Below are 23,497 nucleotides of genomic sequence, written 5' to 3'. Positions count from 1 at the left end.
CTATTTCATAATGAGTTCAAGCAAATAATATTTAGCCCTTGTATATGCAATATAATCAATATTATCTGTGGTCTCCTCAGAATGAATATATATAATCATATCTGATTCTAAGCCCTTGAAATCCTCAGGAGTTGAGACTCTAATTTTGTCAGAATCATCGTTAATATCTCGTGTAAACAACCATTTAGCAATTCCATCATCAAAATACTCAAAGAAATCATCTATGTAATCAACCAAAATCACTAAAGAAGATGTTTTTAATGCTTCATCATACAAATACTCTTTAAATAAATTTTCTAATCGTTGAGATAAATGCCGTTTATCACTTATTTTTTCTTTCACTGGAATCGGACCTTCGATCGGATTTGTAATAACATCCTTTCCTAGATTAGTTGTTTCCGACGCCCATTTGTAAATATTTGATGTATTTCGTATATTTTCATTTAACAGTAATGGAGGCAAATCTATCATAAATGCATCTCCAAAACTGTTTTCACGTATTATTTGGACATCATCATAAAATACTCCTAACCTTGATTGCTTTTCGTCACTTAGTAGCATTTTAATGACATATGCCCATTCTTCAGTAAAATCTTGCGCCTCATCTATAAATACAGCATCATAAATCGGTAAATCTTCTCTTAAATTATCTGAAATACCTTCGAATAACGGATTTACCAAATTGTAATTTGGATTTTTTATTTCGGAAAAGAGGCTCTCTATATCATAAACGTCTACACTCGACGTTACATGTTTTTTTACCATATCAGAAAGAGGTTTAGAAGCACATAAGAACAAAGTCTTGCTCTCTTTCTTCGCTTCATAATTCGCCAATTTTATAGCAATCCAAGTTTTACCAGTACCAGCACCACCACGGATATAAAACTGCCTTATATTTGACAATAAATAAATATAATTATCCTGTACTCTATTAATTGCACTTAATTCTCTTTCTTTAACTTCAACCAAAGCTCCTGCAGCAGCAGAAATTGCAATTTTCTTTTTTATCAAGTCTAATAATGCTTCATGATGTTGCTTGGTATACAATTTGTATCCATATGAATTACCACCCCATAGTTTGAACATTTTTTTTATCTTTTCTTCCAAACTATTCATATCACTAAACATTATTGTACATTCTCTATTTCTGTCACTTATCTTAGAAATAATATCATCTGATAAATTGTAAAATGGGAATATCGCACCTGCAGCAAAAATACCTGGATATTTTAAATGGTTTGCATTTGCATAAATATCCTTAAAATAATACATACTCTTTTCTGCTTGTTCATAAGGTGATTCGCTTAATTCTCTTCCACCTGTATTGTCACTAATGTGCCAAATTGAATTATCATCAATCTCTATTCCAGTTCCACCTTTTACCTCTAAACACAAAAAGCCATATTTGGGAGATGTAATGATAAAATCTGCTTCTGATTTTTCAATTTTACCATTCTTCTTGCGCTGCCAAGTAACAGAATAAAAAACTTCATAATCTGAATCAGGCAATTGTGTTTTTAAAGCATAATAAACCTGTTTTTCAGAATCTATCACATCATAAATTGCTATATTATCTGGATGCATTATAGCCATACTACTTCTCCCAAAAACCCTTTAATTTATTTTCATTTGTATCTATTGTATATAGATATTTTCTTCCTAAATTTGAATTAAAATATCCGCAAGATACTTCTGGAATAACAACACAAGCAGAACATGCAGTGTCTTGTCTTTCTGCACAGATTGGATCAAAAATACAATTTCTATTATCTGAAAATGTTTGCTTTAAAAAATTAGCGTAATTTGATTCAACCATTCCCGAAATAGCACCTAATGGTAAACCTTGACTACTTTGAGCATAAATAAAAATGCTAGATGTCTCCAGAAACAATATTTCTGTTAATGAATTACTAGATAAACCACTCAACTCACCAATAGTTTTTATAAAAGCATGCGACATTGTATGCAACAAGCCATACACAGCAGATGTAACCGAATCTGCCCCTACCTCACCAAACATTCCGATTGTATGTGCCTTAACATTATCTGCAAACCATTTTTTTACAGCTATATCATCATTAATATCAGGCATAACGGCTTCATCAATGATATTATTTTCCAACAACCATAAGACTATCTTTGCCTGGTCAATTTCAAATAAAACTCCTTCTGTTTCTAATTTTGCACCATATACAAGATTTGTATTTCCATCCTTAGCTTTATCATATGCATTTAATTTTAATCTAATATTTTTGTTTGTCCTATTTATAGGGTCGCTAGCACGACGAGTATAACCATATGTACATGTTATTATTTCCATATCGCAGGAAACCTGCATATTTTTTATGCCTAATCTATTCTGCATTTCTAAAATATCATTTGGATCGTCAATAAAATCCATTTCCAGTTGACGGTCAATAGAATCTTGCAACGTGACAATTTTCTTTGCATACTTTACGGTATTATACTGCATCAATTTAAAAGAATAATAATTAATCCACCTAATGTATTCCTCTGCATCAGCAGCCCTTCTTTTGGCAAAAATATCATCGCATGCTGCAGCATATTTTTCTACACTAATTGATGTCGACTTATTACCTAATACCGTTTGAACAGTTTTTTCAAAATCCTCTTCCTTTATAATATTCATCGCAATTAGTGCTTTAGCTTGCTCTTCAGCTTCTTTTCTTTGAGCGTCCATCTTCATTCCATCACTAAATGCTAAATCAATATTATCTAAAAGCTGTTGATACTCCGCATCAGACACCTGTCCAAACCATCTCGAGATAACGGTTTTTTGTGCATCTATTCCTTTTTCAAAAAAATCTCCTGCATCTTTATCAATTAAATTAATAATGCTTAATGTAAAAGGCTTATAATTTCTTGAAGCTTCAGCGTTATCTGGATTAAGTCTTGATTGACATCTTGGACATTGAATTCCAAAATCTGTCGCAACTTCATTTTTTCCATCTTCATAAAACATTTTAAATGCAGTCTTATTGGGACGATACAGCATTTGCTTGTCTTTCCTGTAAGGTATTTTTATTGGCTCAGCATGTCCACATTCACAAGCATAAATCATCTGCAATTGCTTAATTGTTTGTTTTTTACAATTAGCGCAGAACCAAGTACTATCATCAACTTCTTTTGAACTTCTTTTAGAAAAAGTTCTTCCACAACTACTACAATAAAATACAAGAGGCGATAATTCTCCTAAGATATCTGGAACATTCTCGATACACGCTGGTTCAACAATCGTAAATGCCTCAACATTATCATCTAAAGTAAATGATGATATATCGCCACCTTTTTCTCCAAATAACCTTATCAAACGCTTTATTTCATTTTCTATAAAGCTATGATAAATGTTTTCCATCTTTGAATAATTCCAATTATTTATACGAGCAGTCACTGCTCTGCCTTTATCATCTCGTTCCGAAACCCATACACCCGGAAGAAACTTGTATACCGCTTGGCTTTTACTTCTTCTCATAAAGGTATTCCCCCTTCTATATGCTAATCTCTATCGTTTCTTCTGTATCTCTTAGACTAGACATTGGTTCTAATTTTCCATGTGAATACTTGCCTATTCCTCTAGATAAAAATTCATCTTGAGCATGTACACCATTTTTTATCTCATTTAAAATACGGGATACCTCTTTCCTAATAGTTTCCTCGTATGAAATAGACAATTTTTCCTGTTCATTACAAGCATAAATACCAATTATCTTATTAATCGCATCATCTATATCAATCTTTCCTGTCTCAAGCAACTCTTGAACCTTTATTGTTTTATATAATGAATCTGTTCCAGTATTTATGGTGTAATATTGGTATATCAATGCTGCCAGAATTCCTGGCAATGAACTATAAATAGCATTCTTCGCCCATCTATTTATAGGTACAGACTCAACCAAATCATCCTTATTCTGATGAAATACAACAAAATTTTTTAAATAAGAACGATCTCTCACTCGCATCAATCTAATAATATCAATGACTATACCTGTATATTTTCTACCAGTTCGTGAATACGCTTGTATATATTCAGCATTGGCATTAGGCATTCCATAAAAATACATAATATTAAAAGAGTCTTCATCAACACCATGAGATATGGTACTTGTTGCAAGAATCAAGTTTGTACTATCCAATTTCTTATGATTTGCTTCAATATCAAATAATGTCTTTCTAACTGACTGAAAATCAACATCACTTGTCATTTGCTGAATATTAAATAGTGGTATTTTTTTCTCCAACAAAAAGTTATTAGCCTGGTTTCTAAATGCGTTCTCTAACTCCATTGCATCTTGTTTTCTATTGTTATATAAAAGTTCAATCCAATATTCATATAACATATTATCAAGCAATTCCTTTGAACCTATGAAACCTCTATCACACAATTTTTCATAAGTATCATCTATTTGTGCTCTAAGATTGTATGTTATACAACGCATTTTATATACAGACTCCCATACACCATTTGTCATAGAACGTCCATATGGAGCATAACCTAGAATAATTCTTGTTGTATCTTCTTTATCTGTCTTTGAGTAAAAATTCACTCCATTTTCAACTGATGGATATTCACAAGGAAATCTCCTAGCCGAACTATGGTATAAATTTTTTATATGCTCTTCATACATAGAAATTGTCGCAGTAGCGCCAATAAAACGAATTTGTTTTCTTTGAGCTTCTGGTATTAAGTCACTGCAATAATATTTGATAAAGGATTCATAGTGAGCATCAAATGTTCCAAGACTTTCCTTAACTAAATGTAACTCATCTTGTATAAATAAGGTTGGAACCGGATCTTTTAATGGCATAATAGCATTTACATTATCGCTACAACTACTATCTCCGCATATGCATTTTGATTGACAAGTAAATCCATGCTTACTACATCTTCCCTTGATTTGTCCAAAAAGCATCTTAAATTCATTTGTTGTACCAGACATTGCCATTTTATCGACTGTACTAACTAATACCGTAGGTAACATTCTATAAATATCATTATCAACAATTAAAATAGGCAATGTATCAATCTCACAATCTGGATTTGTGCAAAAATGATTTAAAGTCCATTTTTCAAAATCAAACTTTACTGATACTTGTTTTTTCCCACATACAGGGCATGTATCGATAAAACGATAATACTCATTTAAAGTTTCTTCATCACTATCAATAATTAAATTTTTGCGCACTGAAGCACTGTCTGATCTAGCACTTAGCTGCTCAGTTGCAGTGATCTTATTTGGAGTATTGTTTTTTCCAACAAAAAATCCAACACTAAAATCATTAGTTGTCTTTAACACCTTAGACTGATTTTTCACATAATTGGCTTTCATTACAACAGTGAGGACACGATCCAACTGTTGAACAGCTAACAACCTTAATGGATATTTTAGAATAGCGGTTATACCCTCATCCTTACCACGTAACCTATCAAAAAACATATCAAAAACAGTTGCACCTAAAAATGCCTCTGTTTTACCACCACCTGTTGGAAAATAAAGAAGGTTACTTACCTCATTATCCGCTTCTTTAATCGAGCTATCATCAGGATATTCACTTCTAATCATCTCAGGAATTAATGAAACTATGAATACTAACTGGAATAATCTCCACCCTTTGATTTTGTTTTCAGTTCCTACAGGCATCTCCTGTTTAAATGTCATATTCATGTATTTGAAGGCCTTTTTTACATAATCCTTCAATTCGATCTGTTTTATTCCAGCCTCAAAACGATCGATTTCTATCTTGTAGTCTTCTAAATCTCTTAGATATTTATCATTAGCAATATCACTTAATAAATGCTTTTTAGCATTATATTCGTTAATTCTACCATCATAATCCTTTCGCATTTTCTCAAGTAAGTATGATAAATTTGAAATAGGATCATCTATTAACTTATCAAAGCAACAATAGTCTTTATAAGTTTCATTTGTAATCAAACGTTTTTGCCTGTATATAGGAACGTTTTCTGTAGTTATCATATTCGCAGTTGCGTCAAATCTAGATGAAGAATTTTCTGCAACGGCATAGACAGGTTCTCTATCTTTATAGCTTTTTTTGAAATAATCAATCTCTATTTCTTCAAATGTTGTATTTTCAGCAAAAACCCCTATACCGGCATTAAATATCCTTGGGCTATATCCTATATCAGCCCTGGTATTTGAACGAGTATTATTAATCAGTTGCAACGATATTTCATATACATCATTTGATAAACTAACATATGATTGTAATCCTATCTTCCAATCTGGAATAACCTGTTCATTTTTTTTAGAACATTTCTTGTTAAATGCATCCTTAGTTAGTAAATCAAAAATAGATATTTGCATTTCATTTACAATAGCAATCTCAGAATATACTTGTTCACTTAGACTTGTAGAAAGTATTGCTGCAATATCCTCATCAAAATCACTTTTTCCTAACGCAAGAGCGTTCAGTTCAACTTCAATTCCTTTACCAAAAATCTTCTCTAAATCAATTTTTTTATATACTTTTGGCAATTCAATCTTTTTATCTGCATATAGATCCGTTAATTCCTCAATACTCTCGTATTTACAATTGTCCTCTTCAGAAAAACGCTTTAATATGTATTCTCTTATCTCTTCATATTTAGGCAGAACTGTATAGAATAGTAATCCCTTTGGCACTATTCTTATTTTTCCATTTGTATCATTTTTAATCTTAAAATGAAGAGAAATTGATGGAACACTTTCAAATCTACGTTCAGGATTTTCAGAATATGTTCCATCAAAAGATTTTTCCATTCTTCCTTCAGCTAACATACCTACCATAACAGTTTTTTCTGGCTCAGCTCCAACAAATCGCTCACCAAGATTTGTACCTGATATGTCAGCTATATATTTTTCAACTATATATTCCGCTAAAAGATTATAATTATTAGCCATTATTGTCCCCCTATTCCTGTATAACATCATTTAAAGGTGTACCTTCATCGACGTCACTTATAACATATAAAATTTCTCTAGCGCGAGATGCAGCTGTATATGTTTTTCTAACTTCGAGCATAAACCGTTCTTTCATTTCTGGTCCAAACTTTTCAACTTGCTCCCACGACTTTACTTGAGATTTTGCTCCAGACTCAGAATAAACAAAATTATACGGATATAATCCCGCTACTATTACTGCTTTAAAATCTAATCCAAGAGATGAATCTATTGTAGTTAATACCACACCGCTAGTTTGACTATATCTTCTATACTTATCTCCTTCAGAAGAAATGATAGTACAGTACGGTATACCCATTTGGTTAAATTCTCTTTCGAGCCAATACATAAAATAGTACTTAAGATTTTTCATCTGTCTGTACGGAAATATGATCGCAATATCCGAATACGCTACGTCATAGCTATTAACAATTTCAAAAAGTGATTTTAGCACCTCATCTACTATGTTATTTCTAGTCACACCAGTTTTTACTTTTAACGCAATTGATGGCCTATCGTTTACTTCAAATGAATCATAATCATATTCCGATGGAATCATTATTCCTAAATTTTCCATTTTTTGATTCATGTATTTGAGCATAGCATTTAAATATTCGCCTATCTCTTTTGTATTGCGATAATTTTTTTTAACGTAACGTACTCTCCCCTTAAAATCTAAATTAACTCCCTCAATCTTTTTCCAAGGAGCATCTCCGCGTCTACTTTGAGAGCGTACTGTTTGATTCAAATCTCCAGCCATCAAAAAAAGACTATCTTCTACTGGTGATTCCAATAATGCATAGCATAACTCCAAATACTTAGGTTCAAATATTTGAACTTCATCTATAAAAATTGCTTTAAAACGTTGTTTAATATTTCCATTTTTTACCAGCCTTATACATTCATCTATCTCCTCTGGTGTTGCAATATTACCTTCAATACCTCTACCTAAGCAATCATTAAATAATTTTTTAACTAATTTATGCAATGTCAATATATATAAATTTCTATTGTCCCCAAAGTTAGCGCAACTGTACTTGAAAACATAAGAATCAGCCAAATTATTATTAAAACATGTCAACAATACTTTTGAATCCTTATACATACTTGCGTATTTAAAAGCTTTAGATAATAAAAGTACACTTTTACCTGCACCGGGATTAGCTAATAGTACTCTGTGTCCTTTTCCCATATCATTAACTATGTTAACTTGGTCATCATCCAAGAAAAATGTTTTGAACTCACTTTCATTTCCAGTAATTAGTAAGTCCTCATCAGAAACACCAGTTTTTCTACCATCTGAGATTGTTATATGTTCTTTTTCTGGTATTACTACGGCATACTCAGGTGCAAGTCTTTCAAATATTGCGGCATTTTCTACTTCTGACAAATCAATAAAATTTGCATCATATGGCTTTCTAATATCCCTAAATAGATGTAAATCTTTTAGTTTAAGTTTTGAATCGGTGTTATCTATAGGAGTAAAATTTCTTGCTGTTGCATATTCCGAAATTAATTTCCTATTTTCTATGGAACATTCCATTTTCAATCTATCTTCATTAGAAAACACCATAATATGCTTATATGGAAATTTTAGGATTTTTGATTCTCCTACTCTAGAAATTAATACTTTAGAATCAAGTAATCTATTGTAGATTTTATCTTCATACATCTTTACCATCATGATGTAGCTGTCGATCATCTTCTCAATAAAATCACCTGTATAAATAGAAAATGTAATTAACCCCTCTTCTGGCGAAATATATAATCCCATATGATTTTCATTGGTACACATACCAAGCGGATCTATTCCTACAACAAAATGTCCTTCTTTAAAATTTTTAGTAGCAATTCTTAATAATGCCTTTTCTTCTGGAATAATATGAGATTTCTTTTCATATTCACGTGGCCAAAGCGTTATGCTCAATTGTATACCCCCTCACAACCCCTTTAATAGTATAATTATAACATTCACCGATTAACAATCGTATATCTGTTTTCCAATAATTCTAACTATGATGAATATATTTATATCAAATATCTATGATAATTTTATAAAATAAATAAAGCACACGAAATTATCATCTCGTGTGCTTTCCTACTTATCCTTATATAATCACTTTTGAATTTCGTCAATTACACTTTGTAACTGTGTATTCAGATATCCCTTAACTGAAGCCACAATACTTTTAACAACTTTAATTTGTGAATTAACTAGTTCCTTATTTTTCAATCCCCCTTCTAATGCAGGTTCCAGATTACTATTAAATGAAATTATTGAGCTTATAACTGAAGTCCACAATTGAATAAGCTTTTCAAAATCACTATTATCCTTAAACTGTAGTTTCCACTTATCGCTAATTTTAACATCCATAATATCTTCTATACACTCTGAGATAGTTGCAATTAGCAACATCTTAGAACCGCGTTTTGATAAAAACTCCATTTGTTGCTGTTCTGTATCATTACGAGATTCTTTCTTTTTTCGCAAATTATTTTTATACTCATCGATTGCTTTTGACAAAGAATATACAAAAATAATATGTTCAACTGATAATTGGTCTACAAATACCTGTGAATACAATTTATCTTCATCCCAAATACGTTTTCTACCATTATAACCAGTTACACTGTCTCCATGAAAAGTAAGAATCGTCTGAGCCACTAAATATGGTTCGAAAACAACTTTATTTTTTACAATGGTATCATCTCTTCTTCCACCATTGTAGAATAATGCTGGATATTTTTTAAACTCATTGCGTAATCGTTCTTGTTGTTTATCATTACTTCTTAAATCTGATGGTAATATTTCATTTTGTTTGTTGTTATTATTAATTATCGACTCTATGATAGATTTCTTACTACAAACAATAAATCTGCATGGAATATAAAAATCGTTTTCTAGATTTTCTGGGGCACTAATAGCTCCTGTAGTCTGTGCTCCGTTAATAATAGTTATCCCCTTGATTGATAACTCATCTTTATCATTATCATAATAGAAATCATTAACCAAGGCTGTAACACCATTATTATATGCCCAAAAATTCTCAGGCTCATCTTGAACAGAATCCATAATGCCACTATTAATATTATGCTTTCTCTTGGCATTTCCTAAATAATTTCTAGGATTTCCAGAAAATAAGTCGTCTTTATTTTCTAAATATAAATTACGGAGCCATTTTCCTGAAACAGCAGTAACATATGCTCTCCAAGATTCAGCACTTAACTCAAATCCTTTATAACATTCAACAATATAATCTTTTTCAACAGATATTCTTCTTGTAGAATTATCAAACCATTTTTGGATTGTATTTAACCCTACTTCAAGAGTATTAATTTTAAGTTCTTGCTCAGAATATTTGCTATCAACAGCTGCTTGAACTTGTTCTTGTATTTTAGCCATCTCGATAGCAATCTTAGGATTATTATTTTCATCCAAATTATGAACATACCAAAAACAAACAGATGATATAGCTTGCTCTTTTATCGCATCTTGTAAATCAAGTACTGCATCTTTTATAGTATTAGGTACCTCTGAAGTATCATCAGAAAAAACCCAAGCTGCAGCTGTATTTAAATCACTGGCTTTATTCTCTTTTGCTAAATCTGTATCTTTAGGATTAGTTCTATTATATGCTTGCGCAACGATTGCAACACCTAATTCTCGATCTACAAAGATTAAATCACATTTCTTATCATCAGCTCCATCAGTCAACGCATCTGCGGCGATCGAATCAATATCTTCGATATCAAATTTCAATTGCAACGCGTATAATAATAAAGCATTATCACCATATGCTTCCTCTAATTCTTTTCTTCCATAAAATTCCTTAAGAAATGTATATTTCTCCTCCATTAAACCATTTTTCCCCTTTCTGATTTCATAACATTCTTAATTATTATAAATTTTAATTGCACTATAAATTTCTAAGGTTAAAAATCCATTTCAACCATCCTTGAACAGAACTTGCTCTTCGAATAATCTGTCCTTCGTTACATACATTATAATTTCTCATTAAATCAGCGATAGTTTCTTTATCTGGCATTTCACCATCATTTTCAAGAATCATGTCAAAACAAACGGCAAATATTTTATGTTGCAGCATTAACTCAACGAACTTTAACTGACGTTGCTTATAATTTAAGGATAGTACTTCTTCACCCAATTTAGTTAAGATAATTTTTGTTTGTTTATCTTCCCTAACTTTAACAAACAATCCTAAGTAAGCACCTGCATTATAATAATAATCCGACTGTCTCTCATCAAATTCCATAAGTTGAGCAATTTGCTCTGTAGTCATAGGATTATCCTTCATGTTTTCGAGTAATGAAATAACTCGTTCAAAAGAATTTGCCTGAATGAATGGAACCTTTAGATCAACATTTTGATTATCCTGATACTTTACATCTGTTTTCTTTCGCACATCTATCAAATCTTCTATTTCGATTGTAGTATCTTGTAGCGAATAATTCTTTGTCTTAACCAGTTCAATTGATGAATAATCATTTTCATCAACAAATCTATATTCAAACAATCGAAATATCATATTTGAATATATTGAAAAAACTAACCTAATTGGTTTAGTTACTTTCTTTTTCCACAACCTATACGGATAATATAACTGCCTGATATGAAAGTCTTCATTCAAAACATTCTTGGCTTCCATAATAATTACATCACTATCATTTTCAAAACCACCATCAATTTCACATTGAGCATTTCTGACACTTATAAATTGTTTATTACCATCTACAGTATCAACAACAAAATCAAATTCCCCAGTCCCCATTCTTCCATTGAACGTCTCAACAGTACCCTCGTCTTCAAGGAAATCGTCTAAAATTCCAGATAGAATAAGTACATTGATTGCATTAGCTTCAGAAGAAATATTATTAACATCTATTGTTTCATAATCTGGGAGTTCAACGTAATCCATTTTATTAACCGATTCTGTTAACTCTGGAATTTCTTTATAAAGAAGAAATCTCCCCAATACATACGAAGTTCTACTATCGGGTAATATATTCAAATTATTAGCTTTAAAAACAGATGGCAAAGCAGCTTTACAGTCCCACTTTGCCATCAGCCTAGGTTCCTTAAACTCTTTGATTTCATTCGCTTTTATATGAAAAATGCCATTATCATCAACATGTTTTAAAATATTATATTTATCTATAAGCTTTTGCCAAGCCTCATTAGCATTCATTTGTAGTCCCCCTAAAAATTATAGATAATTACTTCGTTAATCTCTCCTCGTTTATTACCTACACTATTAATACTTCTTTTGGCTTTAACAGTCTTTATCTTATAATCTTTATACAATTCTCTAATCTCTTCACAATCAGAATTAGATTGAACAAAATGTATCCCTTTTTTTGCTAATTTATCACACTCTTCCTTTAATTCAACTTGCTTGCTATATCCAAAACCACCTTCAGTATATCCTGTAAAAGATGATGACGATGATATCGGCATATATGGAGGATCAAGGTAAACAAATGAATCCTTATTTATGTTTTTTAACGCATCCTTGTAATCTCCATTAAGAATTTTAATATCATTTGTAGTAAAATACTTAGAAATTGCTCTAATCACAGGTTCATTAACAATATTCGGATTTTTATACTTTCCATATGGAGAGTTAAACTGTCCAGCAGAATTAACTCTATATAATCCATTGTAACAAGTCTTATTTAGATAAATAATTCTTGCCGCTCTATCAACAGCAGACATATTAGCAAAAGCTTCTTCACGGTCTAAAGCTCTTATTTCATAAAAATATTCAGCTGAATTTTTAGATTCATGCTCCTTTAATTTATCTAATAATTCTTCTAAGTTATCTCTAACAGTTGTATAAACATTGATTAATTCTTCATTGTAATCGTTAATAATGGCTTTCCTAGGCTGCATGCTAAACAAAACTGCGCCACCCCCAACAAATGGTTCTACATAAGTAGAGCATTTATCATCAATCATAGGTACTATATCTGACAATAACTGCCTTTTTCCTCCGACCCATTTCAACATCGGGCTTAACAATAGATTTTTTGCCATTTTTTCACTCCTAAACTACCTTCATATTCCCCTACATTCTATCAAAAAATACTCTTACCGTAAATCAAAAAAATCGAACATATTATCGTTTTCAATCAGACAAGCTTATATGTACGATTAATTTCGTTACTTGTATATTATAAAAAACAGCCTATGTTTTCTCAAAAACAAAATCAACACATTTGTCTTGTACCATAATAATAATAGATTTTTTTATGAGGTGCTCAAAATATGAAAACGATAGAAAAGGAACTGACTAAAAAATCAAAAGAAACTCTTTTTAATTTACCAATCTATGTGACCGATTATATTGAAGAAATTAAAGATTCAAACTCTCCAGAGGAATTAGGAAAAATTATTGACTCACTATATCATTACTACACTAATTTATATCTTATAATGCATAAAATAATAAATGGCATAACACCAAAAGATATCGACCTTTTAGGTCTCACAGACATGAAACGACAAATTTTAAATTTAAATAGTATCCAAATAACTCATATTGCAAATTTTCAACAATTTTTAGTTAAATCAAAAATGCTTTCAAAGCAATATATATTCTCTAATACAGAAAGCACTGAATCTAAACGTATTAGAAAACAAATTGATGCACTACTTAATGATGATGGAAAAAACTTAAAAACAACAGAACGATTAAAACAAATTATAAGCTTTAACAATCTAATAGATATGGCTGACAAAGTTACTTCAAATCCAAAATACATTATTGTAATTAATGCAGCACTATCTGGAAAAAGAAACTGTGAAATTGCAAAACAAATAGGTGCAAAAAGTCCTAGCCAAATCCCGCAAATGCTATCCACTTATATTCGATGGTGCAAAAAATATACAGGTCTTTGGTATTTTACAGATAAACCACCTATTCCAAATCCATACAATAAAGGTTAGGCTTCACCTCAGCCTAACCTTTACTATATAGGAACCATTATAAAGAATCCTTCATTCCGTCAAAAATACTTACAATTTCATCTATATTTGAAGGTGCACTAAAATATGTAGGCTCATTATCTCCTGGATGTCTTAATGATATTACATAATCTTCTGTAGTGTATATAAGCTTACCATTAGCATCTGATTGCGGTTCATAAATAGACAATTCTTCTTCTGTTACTTTTGCCAATAAACCTTCAAATGCAGACATAGAAAAATCGCCAGCATGATAATCATAATCATCTTCTGAGCCTTGATAATGAAATTCTGCTTTATTTCTATTTTCTCTTAACTCAAAAGTATAATTATGTTCACCAATACGTCTCTCACCATCAAAGTCTTTATAAAGGCATATAGTCGTTATATTGTTATAATCAAAATCAGCAGATTTTTTATCAATGTCTGTACTAATTTCAGTATTAGAAGCGTCAGATTCAACATCCAATTTCTTTAAAACCATTAGATTCAAACCCAAACTAATGCAAATTAATATAAGAATTATTACATCAAAGACTCTAATTTTATTCATGAATTATGTCCTTTCTATTAGAAAACGATTTCTTTAACTATCTAGAAAGATAACACCAAAATGTGATTAAACCGTTACCAGAAATATCATAATGTACGTTTAATAATTATCACTTTCTTATGTACCATGGCAGCCTCAGCTGCCATGTACTAATTTCCCATTCCAGCTTAAATCTAGCAATGCATCCTCGTATGCTTTTTCAAATTCATACTCACACCAGGTACATTCCATAAAAAGCTTATAAGAAAAATCCGTCTGCAATGCTACATTCATTACTTTACGAGCTAAACCATGTCTTAAATGTTCAACAAACTCATGCTGCTTTTTTACATCAGAAACAAATTCAAAGAAATAATATTCGTATTCATCCTCATTGTGCTCTTTCATGCGAAGAACCACATTTCCATTTGTAAAAATACAGAGCTTGAAATGCTTTCCAAACTCTTCAAAGGTAATGTAATGATTATCATTCTTAACTGTCACTGTCATCGTCATTGAATCTCTAGCACAACTTAGTGCCTCAGTGTAAGCAATCATAAATTCTTTAAATACATCTCTGATGAATACACGCTTCTGCTGAACCATTATTCTCTTCATTTCCGTTTTTGAAAACATCTTCTCCTTCAAAGTCATCCTCCCCTTAAACCGTAAACTCCACCTTCTCATCATTCTTAAAGCTATCAAGGATCTTGCCGTAAAGCATTTCTCTGAACTCCTTTGTAACCGGATATGCGATATCCTTGAACTGGGCATTTCCATTTTCATCTGGCTCTTTCATCTTGTAGTTAGGCATAGATACGAATAAGCCGCCCTTCTTGCTTTCTACAATTGAGATATTTCTCACTGCATACTTTTCATCAAAAGTCACAGTCGAAAGACCTTTAACATGTCCTGTTGGTTTTTCTAATCTGGTTGTCTTAATTTCAATTTTCATGACTTTCATCTCCTTTACTTTTTCAAAATTCTTTTAAAGAACAAAAACAGTTTAAGCAAGTATCTAGGGTCTGATTGGGTCCGTCAGGGTTCCTTGCAAGCAATGTTTTTGTCCGACAAAAACGAAAAAAGACCAGTTTTGTAATCTTTAGAATTACAAATTCTGGTCTAGCAACGAAGTCTTCGACTTCGAACTTTTCTCTTTTTGCTGCTCTTCCTTTTCGTAGATTATCTCCAGATTCTTTCTGGCAATTAGATAATCTTTAAAATCCTTTTGTAGCTGCTGATACTCACTAAAAGCATCCTTCTTCTCCTGCAGGATAACACCATAGTCTTGTCTTAGCTGATTCAACTTTGGAATCTTCTTATATCCACTTTCATCAAAAACAGCCACTGCCTTTTTATACACAAGCAATTCTCCTTCATGTTCCTCATAAAAGCTTTTAGAAAATTTTCGTTTCTTGTACTCATCATAAACCGGCTTTGTTTTAGCAAAATCAATTATGGCATTTTGCAATTTCTTATTTTCTCCAAGCTGTTTTTCTTTAGATTTCATCACTTCTTTGAGCTCATTCATTTTTAAATTCTTCTCATCAGTGAGAGCTTTCAGCTCTTCAAATGAAGAAATCCCTTTGTCCTGAAGGAATAGAATCGTCTTAGAAAGCTGCTTTGCATTGAAACGTTTGGCCCAATTAACATAGCCTTTTCCTTTACCTTCAAGAATTTTATTCTCTAGATCTTTTACAAACTCTAGCTTTCCATCTTTTATGTTTAGCGCCTTCTTTTTAGATTTAGCCTTACCCTTATACCTGTTTTTTCTTTCCTCAACGACAGATAAACCATTCTCTAAACAGATTAAATCTGATAGATGCTGTAGCGTAAAAGATGAATTAAAGAAGTTCTTAAATTTGCTCTTTCCATCAACACTGACAGAGTTAAAAGCTATGTGATTGTGAATGTGCTTAGTATCATCATGTGTCGCTACTATAAAAGCATATTTGCCTTTCGTGAATCTCATAGCAAGCTCATAACCTATCTCATTTGCTTTTTCAGGTGTTATCTCTCCAGGCTTAAATGACTGTCTGATCTGGTAAGCAATTACTTCGTTTTTACGAATGGACCATTTTGAATTGTGGTATTCTTGTTTAGAAAGCATGAACTCTTCCTCTGCTGTTTCTGGGTCGCACTCGTATCCACTTAGCAATTTTCCCTCTTCTGTCTTATCACCATTTCGATAATAATCCATTCTGGCCTTTAAGCTATGCAAGACACTTTTTCCTGCTGATACATGTATAGGCATGAGTCTTGTTGTTGCCATCAGATTCTCCTTTCCATCAAAAAAGCAGCCTCTCTATTTCTAGAAAGACCGCTTCTCTAATCAATAAATTTAGATTTGCTTTAATACATCCCGAAGATCATTACAAAGCAATTCTATGTTTGTTGCAAAGAATAAAATTCCAAATATTCCAAGGATAAATACGCCGCATACTGCTGCAATTGGAATGTTGTGAGCCAGTAGGTTTATGACTGCACATATGATAAATAGATTAATGATAAATCCACCTACATAACATCCAAGGCGAACAGATACCTTAGTAAAAGCTGATGCTAATCCAAGTAAAAGGATAAGTGGAAACACTGCTACTTTTGCCAATACTCTTAAGAATGTCATATCAAAAACCTCCTGCTTCAATACTTTTTCTTGAGAATATTTCAAATTAAAAATAAATGCAAGGATGTCAATTACATTTTAAGGATGCAAAAATGTTTTTTAGTTCATTGGTGTTTTTACTTAGATCTGTAAACCTCATCTTCAGGTCATTTATATCTGCCTGATTAACTACACCAAGTCCATTTGCTTTCTTTGCATATTGATTAAGATTGTTAGAACATATCCTAACCAACCTACAAACTTCTCTAATATCACTGTAATCCACCTTTACACAATATCCGTCTAAAAGCATCTTCCTCATGTAAGCGCTCATGCAGCTGACACCAACTTCATCCATCTTGAATTTCATTCTTGCAAGCTCATCATCGGACAATCTCACTGTGATGCGGTTTGTGCGTTTTTGCAATTCTATCAGCCTCCCACGCTCTCTGCATTTTCTCTTGAAACTCCTTGGACTTCTTATAACTCTGCTCTGCTGGACTATCATCAGGAAGATTGTTTATTATTCCATCGAAGTTATTATCATTACCTTCGATAGCATCCTCAGCATTCTTCAAATGATTCTTTTTAGAAAAAATCGTATGCTGCTCCATGATGTTTTCCTCAATATCAGAAAGCTCCTCTTCCTTAGAAAGTCTATCATTTGCAATGTCTAATCCATCCATAAGCTCACCTCCTACTCATCTGTTGAATCAGCTGAATCTTTATTATCGCTCTCCACTGGAATCTCTATATACTCTTCACCATCATCGATGATAGGCCCCTTCTTTTTCTTGATGAAGCTACCCTTATTACTGTAAAAATAAAGACCACCTACTGCAGCCATTCCAAGTAATATACAAATCACTGCAATGTTACCTTTACCGCTGTCTTTAGTGGTCTTTTTCTTTGAATCATCTGGCGTATCTGTATCCTCAGATTCTGTATTTTCAGTTGTAGGTGCTGGCGTTGCTACAGCTTCCTTTTGCTTTTCAAGCTCTTCCTTTTCGTCATCATCAAGAAGAGACATCAGGTCCTGCTCATCCACAAGATTAAGAAAGTGCACTGTGTTCTCTCCAGTATCATCTCTATCGATAATGATATAAAAGATGTTTCCATCCTTTGTAGTAACTGTGATGAACTGTTTACCTGCCTCATTCTTCTTACCATAATCATCTACGATAGTAAGATTACCATCAGGTGTAAGTGGACCAGTTGCCTCTTCAATATCTTCCTCCGATTCATCCTCATCGATAACTGAGGTGTCCACATTATCAGGCACCTGTGCTTTTACTGTAATAGGAAATGCTCCTATACTAAGCACACCAATAAGCGCCATCATTAAAAGCTTACTCTTCAGTTTCATTGTTCTCATCCTCCTTTTCTGTATTTACGATTTCATTCACTGGCTTATCCCCAGGCAGATTGTTTTTTGCATAAACTATAAGCTCTGCTAACTGTTTAGGAGTCAGTTCTTCTGAAACCATGATTTCATGAATGCAGGTCTTTTCTAACTCTGCACATCTCTTTTCCTGAGCCTTTTCCTTGTTTTCCCATTCAATTCTTTTGGCTCTGATTCTCTTTAACTCTGCATACGCCTTATCTAATTTTTCAAACATAATGCCCTCCTAATTCTCAGGCAATCTGCCATAGCATAAAAAGTGATTCTGATAGTATTTAGTATTAATAGATGTGTACTGAATTGGATTACCGCAATGTATCATGATTCCATTCCCGCAGTAGATTCCAACATGAGTTGCACCTCTTTTACTCTTTTGAGTACCTTTAAAGAAAATCAAATCACCGGGCTTTGCCTCCTCAGGTGAAACAATAGTGCACTTGGATTTAAGCCCATTACAATCTGTTCTTCCCACACTCCATCCACTGTGATTGAGTACCCAACATACAAATCCGCTACAGTCAAAGCCTGAACTAGGGCTACTGCCTCCCCACACATAAGCTCGTCCCAGATACTTCTCTGCCTCTGAAATCATAGATGCAAAAGTCTGATCTGTAAGAGACTCTGGTGGCACTTCATACTCATCTGGAATCTCTACATCAGTGTATAGGTCATCTAGAAGATCTGGCTTATTCCCCTGTGTCTCCATGAGCAAATCATATCTTGCCTTTTGAACATTAGTTAAAGGTTTAGATGCTATTACATTTCCCAAGCCTCTATTACTTAAAGTTACTCTAAGGATTGTTACTGTATAAGTCTCAGTATCTTCATATGGTACTAATGAACCGTTTTCCATCTTATACTTGGTAACAGTTCTGGTTCTCGTCTCTGTTCGCTGAGAATACCTCAAATCATATTGCTCATTAAACAAATCCTTTACTACCTGCTTCATTTCAGCACGGGTAAAGTTTTCATACATAACAGTCAGATATGAAATAAGTTCATATGGGTTATGTCCAATTTCCTCTAACCTATATTCATACTCATCATATCCAGGAAAATCCCTTTCGGTGTTGTTAATCGTCTTTTGAAGCTCCTTTTCAAGCTTTGAGTAATCTGAATTAACACCGATGATATCATCGTCATAAGCTGTATAGGTTCCCATAAGAACACCTTCACCCATACCTGACATATAACTCGTGATTGCACTAGAAAAAGCCTTATAAAGCAAAAACAACGCTAATATAACTGCAATGACAATCAACACAACTGGATTATCTACTATAAAGGCAATAATAGACGTTATGACTTTTTTAGTTGCCCCAAACAAAAGCTTTACAAGCTTAGCTGATTCTTCTGCAAGCTTCTTTGACGCCTCTGCACTGGCTCTAGCTGATTTTGCTGCAGCCTTAGCCGACTCTTCTTGTGCCTTTCTAATCTGAGCTCGTTTAATTCTCTTCTTTATGATTCTCTTAGACTCATCATGAAGTAATCTACCAGTATCAACACCTAAATCTAAGGCTTCACCACCTACGTTCTCATCCTTGTTATAGTCATACACTACAAGCCTCCCTTCCTCTGTTTAATCTGAGCCAGTTCCTCTGGCTTTGTAGTCAGATACTGATAAAGGATATTGTCCTTAGGGAAGTTATCCTTGAATGGAATAACCACACTTCCACAGAACATTAATCCTCTGCCAGAAGGAGCATTCGTCACATACTTAAGCTGAGCTTCACTAATGCCAAGACTCTCTGCCAAAATCTGCTTATCTTCTGATCCTTGATTAAGCATGTAAACAAACTCACAGTTCTCAAAGATATTGCTAATCTCTGGGCTACATAAAACGTCCTTTACATTCTGTGTAAGAGCTGTTGGAATACCGCCCCATTTTCTGAATCTCTTATAGATTTCAACGCTATAAGCCGCTGTCTGCTCATCCTTTAAAAGTAGATGAAACTCATCCATGTAGTAGCGAGTAGTCTTTCCTAAATCTCTATTAAGAGTGACTCTGCCCCACACCTGATCATGAACAATAAGCATTCCAACCTTCTTAAGCTGCTTGCCTAGGTCTTTGATGTCATAGCAAACTATTCTGTTGTTAATGTTTACGTTTGTGCGATGATTAAAGACATTTAGAGAGCCTTTTACATATAGCTCAAGAGAAGTTGCAACCTCCTTTGCCTCTGGCTCATTTTGAGCCATAAGCTCCTTATAGAGGTCTTCTAAAAGTGGCATTCGCTCTGGAATAGGATTCTTATAATATTCCTCATATACATTGCGAATACACCTATCAATAATGGTCTTTTGAATACCAGATAAACCATCCCTTTGATTTAGAATCAACTCACATAATGACAGAAGAAACTCCGCCTTAAGTGAAACTGCATCCTCGCCATCAGAATAGTTATCATTAATATCCATAGGATTAATATACTGAGTGGACTTCTGGCTGATATGGATTACCTGACCATTAAATAGTTCTACCAATGGTGTGTACTCACGCTCTGGATCGCTGATAATGATGTCATCATCACTTGATAAAACTACATTGGCGATTTCTCGCTTAGCTGCCAGAGATTTACCTGAACCTGGCTTTCCAAAGAACATTCCATTTGGATTATTGTTCTTTTTTCTGTCGGCAAAGATTAACTCTCCTGTAAGAGCATTCTTTCCATAGTACAAATCATTCTCATCCGTCTTATCAAGTTCTGGAATAAGAAACGGAACAAACACAGCTACCGCTGATGTGGTTACATTTCTATCCTTCTTAATCAGATTCACTCCTAAAGGAAGTACTGACTTAATAGCCTTATCCTGCCTGTATTCAAGCGGATATATTTCACAGCTAAACTGCTGAGCTATACTCTTCGTCTGCTTCACATTATTCTTAAGTGATTCCTTTGTTTCACCTTTAGACATAACAAGAAATGTCATCTTAAACATTCTCTCATTCTGACTCTGCAGATTAGAAAGAATCGAGCTGGCATCTTTACCATATAGGTTCAAATCATTTGGAATCAAATCCATGTCATAGCCAGCCTTAACCGCTTTCTTCTGCTCATCAATCTTATTTGAATCGATATCAGTTATCTTTCTCTTAACACCTCTGATAGCTTCATTCTGATTAACAGACTGTAAGTGAATAGTTACAAGTTGCTCTGAATCAAAGCTTAAGAGGTTCTCAATAAACTGATCTGATATTTCTGGTGAATCATAGGAAAAGCAAGATACCTGACCAAAGTAATTACTCTTCTTAAAAGTGCTCTTTGTTGGATAAGATGTCTCACTGGCAAACTCTCTGGTATTAAATCCCAGCCTTCTAAATATCTGAAGACGTTCCATGCCATCTAATGTCCTGGAGTCAACACCCATCTGCTCAAAGTTTTCAATCACTTTATCCTGAATCTTATTAAGACGACCTTTTGCTTCTCTAAGTGATGAAGCATGAATACCAAAAGTGAGATACTTTGTCTTAGTTAATGAATCTGTAAGACTGCCCTTATTTTGAAGCAGCATCTTAGAATACTCATCCCTAAGTTCATCAAATGCATCCCCCTGCCTTTTGATTGTTAGTCTGTCTCTCAACTCATTTTCCTTCGCATATACGTTTGCAAAGGTTATTTCAAACTCAACAGATGTATCAAAAAAGTTTAGAAATGTCTTCCACGCTTCAAATATCATCTGCTGATTCTCCTCAGAAGCCAGCTTATAATTGATGTCTTTAAACTCAATTGTCTTAGAATAGAAATCTCCATCCGTTAGACAAATACCGTCAGCATACATCCTGTCATAAAGCTCAGTTTCCTGATTCTTTTTAAACTTAAACTCTATCGCCCTTTGTATGATTTTCTCCAGATTTTCGCCATTCTTCTCATACATAGCCACAAAAAATAGCGGCATCATAACCGCCATCATAGCAAGAGTTGGAATACTGATATCTACATTAAGCTTCTTTACCAAATAAAATATTGGTATTCCAATAAGTGCAGCTAGAGAAAAACAGATTACCTGCCTTTTAGTCAGACCAAAGGCAATCTTTTCCTTTACCTTGGATAAATCACTTGGGACGTTTACATTTACTGCCATACATTCCCTTTCATTTACTGTGCTGAGAATATTCTCTTTGATAATGTTCCAGTCTTAAACAAACTGAATGCCAAAAGTATGTTATATCCAAACAATCCCCACATAGTCGCAACCACATCATCTGAGTACGTTATGTTTTGAATTAACATGGCATATATACCTACAACGATTATTATTAAGAATCCCTGGAATCCTATAGCCAACAGACTTCTAAAATAGTTTTGCCCAATATGACTCTGCTCTCTATTTCCAAATGTTGCGAATGGAATTGGAGCCATTGAAATCAATAAATAGATTTCAATCATACGTCCGTAGATAATAACAAATATCACTAGGGATATTATCTTGAATCCTGTTGATAGCATCGCTATTTCACCATAGATAGCAAGCAGCTCACCATACCCCATCTGTCCAAGATTAAACTTTAAATGCGCCATCTCAAGACCAGTAATCTCAGTAGAACCCTGAATAAAGCTTCCAGCATTTGCCGCAACCTCACAGGTCAGATCAAAGACTGCCATCGTGATATCAAAGCAATGTGTAATAAGCTCTACAGCTATAACAGTCTTAATAAACCATTTGAAAAAGATCCATGTTTCAAAGTTAGCCAGATTATTATGGGATATTACTAACTGAATCATCTCGTAGCATGCTATAAACGTTAGTATTATTCCTGCTATTGGCATAAGTACATCTTCTGACGTTTGTTTTATCATCGGATATACGTTAGGCAAGAACTCTGCTGGCCCAATTGATACTTTAGCCGAAACACTTCCTACCATCGTATTTACATCACCAAAGAGACCTTCCAAAAGATATACGATTCCATCTATTAGTTTATCTTTCGCATAATCAGAAACCGCATTAAATAAATCTTCCATAAAGTAGTCTCCTTTACAAAAACAAAGGCTGGAAGCAATTGCCCCAGCCC

At 33.3% G+C, this 23,497-nt stretch carries 20 protein-coding genes; 1 reads left to right on the top strand and 19 read right to left on the bottom strand.

Going from position 1 to position 23,497, the window contains the following annotated elements; translation table 11 throughout:
- The 7 genes from BLR54_RS01105 to BLR54_RS01075 form a co-directional block, all read right to left on the bottom strand.
- Positions 1-1,593: a nuclease-related domain-containing DEAD/DEAH box helicase gene (locus BLR54_RS01105; RefSeq protein WP_090416381.1), complete on the bottom strand. Its 1,593-nt coding sequence runs from the start codon at positions 1,591-1,593 to the stop codon at positions 1-3.
- A gap of 1 nt (position 1,594) precedes the next feature.
- Positions 1,595-3,493 carry a hypothetical protein gene (locus tag BLR54_RS01100; RefSeq protein ID WP_090416380.1) on the bottom strand — a complete coding sequence of 633 codons (1,899 nt, stop codon included), beginning with the start codon at positions 3,491-3,493 and terminating at the stop codon, positions 1,595-1,597.
- Between the two features lie 16 nt (positions 3,494-3,509).
- On the bottom strand, positions 3,510-6,920 hold the full coding sequence (locus tag BLR54_RS01095; protein ID WP_176761821.1) for a helicase-related protein: 3,411 nt from the start codon (positions 6,918-6,920) through the stop codon (positions 3,510-3,512).
- Positions 6,921-6,930: 10 nt separating this feature from the next.
- The gene (locus tag BLR54_RS01090; RefSeq protein ID WP_090416378.1) at positions 6,931-8,886 is read right to left on the bottom strand and encodes a DEAD/DEAH box helicase; all 1,956 of its coding nucleotides are present in this window, start codon (positions 8,884-8,886) and stop codon (positions 6,931-6,933) included.
- Between the two features lie 189 nt (positions 8,887-9,075).
- Positions 9,076-10,815 carry an AIPR family protein gene (locus BLR54_RS01085; protein ID WP_090416377.1) on the bottom strand — a complete coding sequence of 580 codons (1,740 nt, stop codon included), beginning with the start codon at positions 10,813-10,815 and terminating at the stop codon, positions 9,076-9,078.
- A gap of 61 nt (positions 10,816-10,876) precedes the next feature.
- A complete protein-coding gene (locus tag BLR54_RS01080; RefSeq protein WP_090416376.1) occupies positions 10,877-12,166 on the bottom strand; it encodes a type II restriction enzyme in 1,290 nt (429 codons plus the stop codon).
- 11 nt (positions 12,167-12,177) lie between these two features.
- Entirely contained in the window at positions 12,178-13,014 is an 837-nt protein-coding gene (locus tag BLR54_RS01075; RefSeq protein WP_090416375.1) for a DNA adenine methylase, read from the bottom strand.
- A gap of 231 nt (positions 13,015-13,245) precedes the next feature.
- Here BLR54_RS01075 and BLR54_RS01070 point away from each other — a divergent pair, with 231 nt between their 5' ends.
- Positions 13,246-13,926, top strand: coding sequence for a hypothetical protein (locus BLR54_RS01070; protein ID WP_090416374.1), 681 nt, complete (start codon positions 13,246-13,248; stop codon positions 13,924-13,926).
- A gap of 37 nt (positions 13,927-13,963) precedes the next feature.
- Here the strand turns inward: BLR54_RS01070 and BLR54_RS01065 are convergent, their stop codons facing one another.
- The 12 genes from BLR54_RS01065 to BLR54_RS01010 all read right to left on the bottom strand — a co-directional run bounded on the left by BLR54_RS01065 (position 13,964) and on the right by BLR54_RS01010 (position 23,447).
- Positions 13,964-14,497: a hypothetical protein gene (locus BLR54_RS01065; protein WP_090416373.1), complete on the bottom strand. Its 534-nt coding sequence runs from the start codon at positions 14,495-14,497 to the stop codon at positions 13,964-13,966.
- A 135-nt stretch (positions 14,498-14,632) separates the two neighbouring features.
- Positions 14,633-15,094, bottom strand: a complete 462-nt coding sequence (locus BLR54_RS01060; protein ID WP_176761820.1) for a hypothetical protein — start codon at positions 15,092-15,094, stop codon at positions 14,633-14,635.
- Between the two features lie 43 nt (positions 15,095-15,137).
- On the bottom strand, positions 15,138-15,431 hold the full coding sequence (locus BLR54_RS01055) for a SpoVG family protein (protein ID WP_176761819.1): 294 nt from the start codon (positions 15,429-15,431) through the stop codon (positions 15,138-15,140).
- Positions 15,432-15,584: 153 nt separating this feature from the next.
- Complete coding sequence (locus tag BLR54_RS01050; RefSeq protein WP_090416370.1) at positions 15,585-16,748, bottom strand: relaxase/mobilization nuclease domain-containing protein; 1,164 nt, start codon at positions 16,746-16,748, stop codon at positions 15,585-15,587.
- A gap of 69 nt (positions 16,749-16,817) precedes the next feature.
- Entirely contained in the window at positions 16,818-17,102 is a 285-nt protein-coding gene (locus BLR54_RS01045) for a hypothetical protein (RefSeq protein WP_090416369.1), read from the bottom strand.
- A gap of 67 nt (positions 17,103-17,169) precedes the next feature.
- On the bottom strand, positions 17,170-17,508 hold the full coding sequence (locus BLR54_RS01040; protein ID WP_090416368.1) for a plasmid mobilization protein: 339 nt from the start codon (positions 17,506-17,508) through the stop codon (positions 17,170-17,172).
- Positions 17,465-17,767 carry a DUF4316 domain-containing protein gene (locus tag BLR54_RS01035; RefSeq protein WP_090416367.1) on the bottom strand — a complete coding sequence of 101 codons (303 nt, stop codon included), beginning with the start codon at positions 17,765-17,767 and terminating at the stop codon, positions 17,465-17,467. Before BLR54_RS01035 ends, BLR54_RS01040 begins: the two co-directional genes overlap by 44 nt.
- An 11-nt stretch (positions 17,768-17,778) precedes the next feature.
- Positions 17,779-18,447, bottom strand: coding sequence for a DUF4366 domain-containing protein (locus BLR54_RS01030; protein WP_090416366.1), 669 nt, complete (start codon positions 18,445-18,447; stop codon positions 17,779-17,781).
- Complete coding sequence (locus tag BLR54_RS01025; protein WP_090416365.1) at positions 18,431-18,700, bottom strand: DUF4315 family protein; 270 nt, start codon at positions 18,698-18,700, stop codon at positions 18,431-18,433. Before BLR54_RS01025 ends, BLR54_RS01030 begins: the two co-directional genes overlap by 17 nt.
- A 9-nt stretch (positions 18,701-18,709) precedes the next feature.
- Positions 18,710-20,041 carry a C40 family peptidase gene (locus BLR54_RS01020; RefSeq protein WP_090416364.1) on the bottom strand — a complete coding sequence of 444 codons (1,332 nt, stop codon included), beginning with the start codon at positions 20,039-20,041 and terminating at the stop codon, positions 18,710-18,712.
- Positions 20,041-22,566 carry a VirB4-like conjugal transfer ATPase, CD1110 family gene (locus BLR54_RS01015; RefSeq protein WP_090416363.1) on the bottom strand — a complete coding sequence of 842 codons (2,526 nt, stop codon included), beginning with the start codon at positions 22,564-22,566 and terminating at the stop codon, positions 20,041-20,043. Before BLR54_RS01015 ends, BLR54_RS01020 begins: the two co-directional genes overlap by 1 nt.
- Positions 22,567-22,580: 14 nt before the next feature.
- Positions 22,581-23,447, bottom strand: coding sequence for a VirB6/TrbL-like conjugal transfer protein, CD1112 family (locus BLR54_RS01010; protein WP_090416362.1), 867 nt, complete (start codon positions 23,445-23,447; stop codon positions 22,581-22,583).
- Positions 23,448-23,497: the final 50 nt, after the last annotated feature.

This window comes from Pseudobutyrivibrio sp. YE44 (assembly GCF_900104335.1).
Classification (GTDB): domain Bacteria; phylum Bacillota; class Clostridia; order Lachnospirales; family Lachnospiraceae; genus Pseudobutyrivibrio.
Note: the sequence above shows the minus strand (reverse complement) of the source record. Positions and strands in the feature narration are given on the sequence as shown.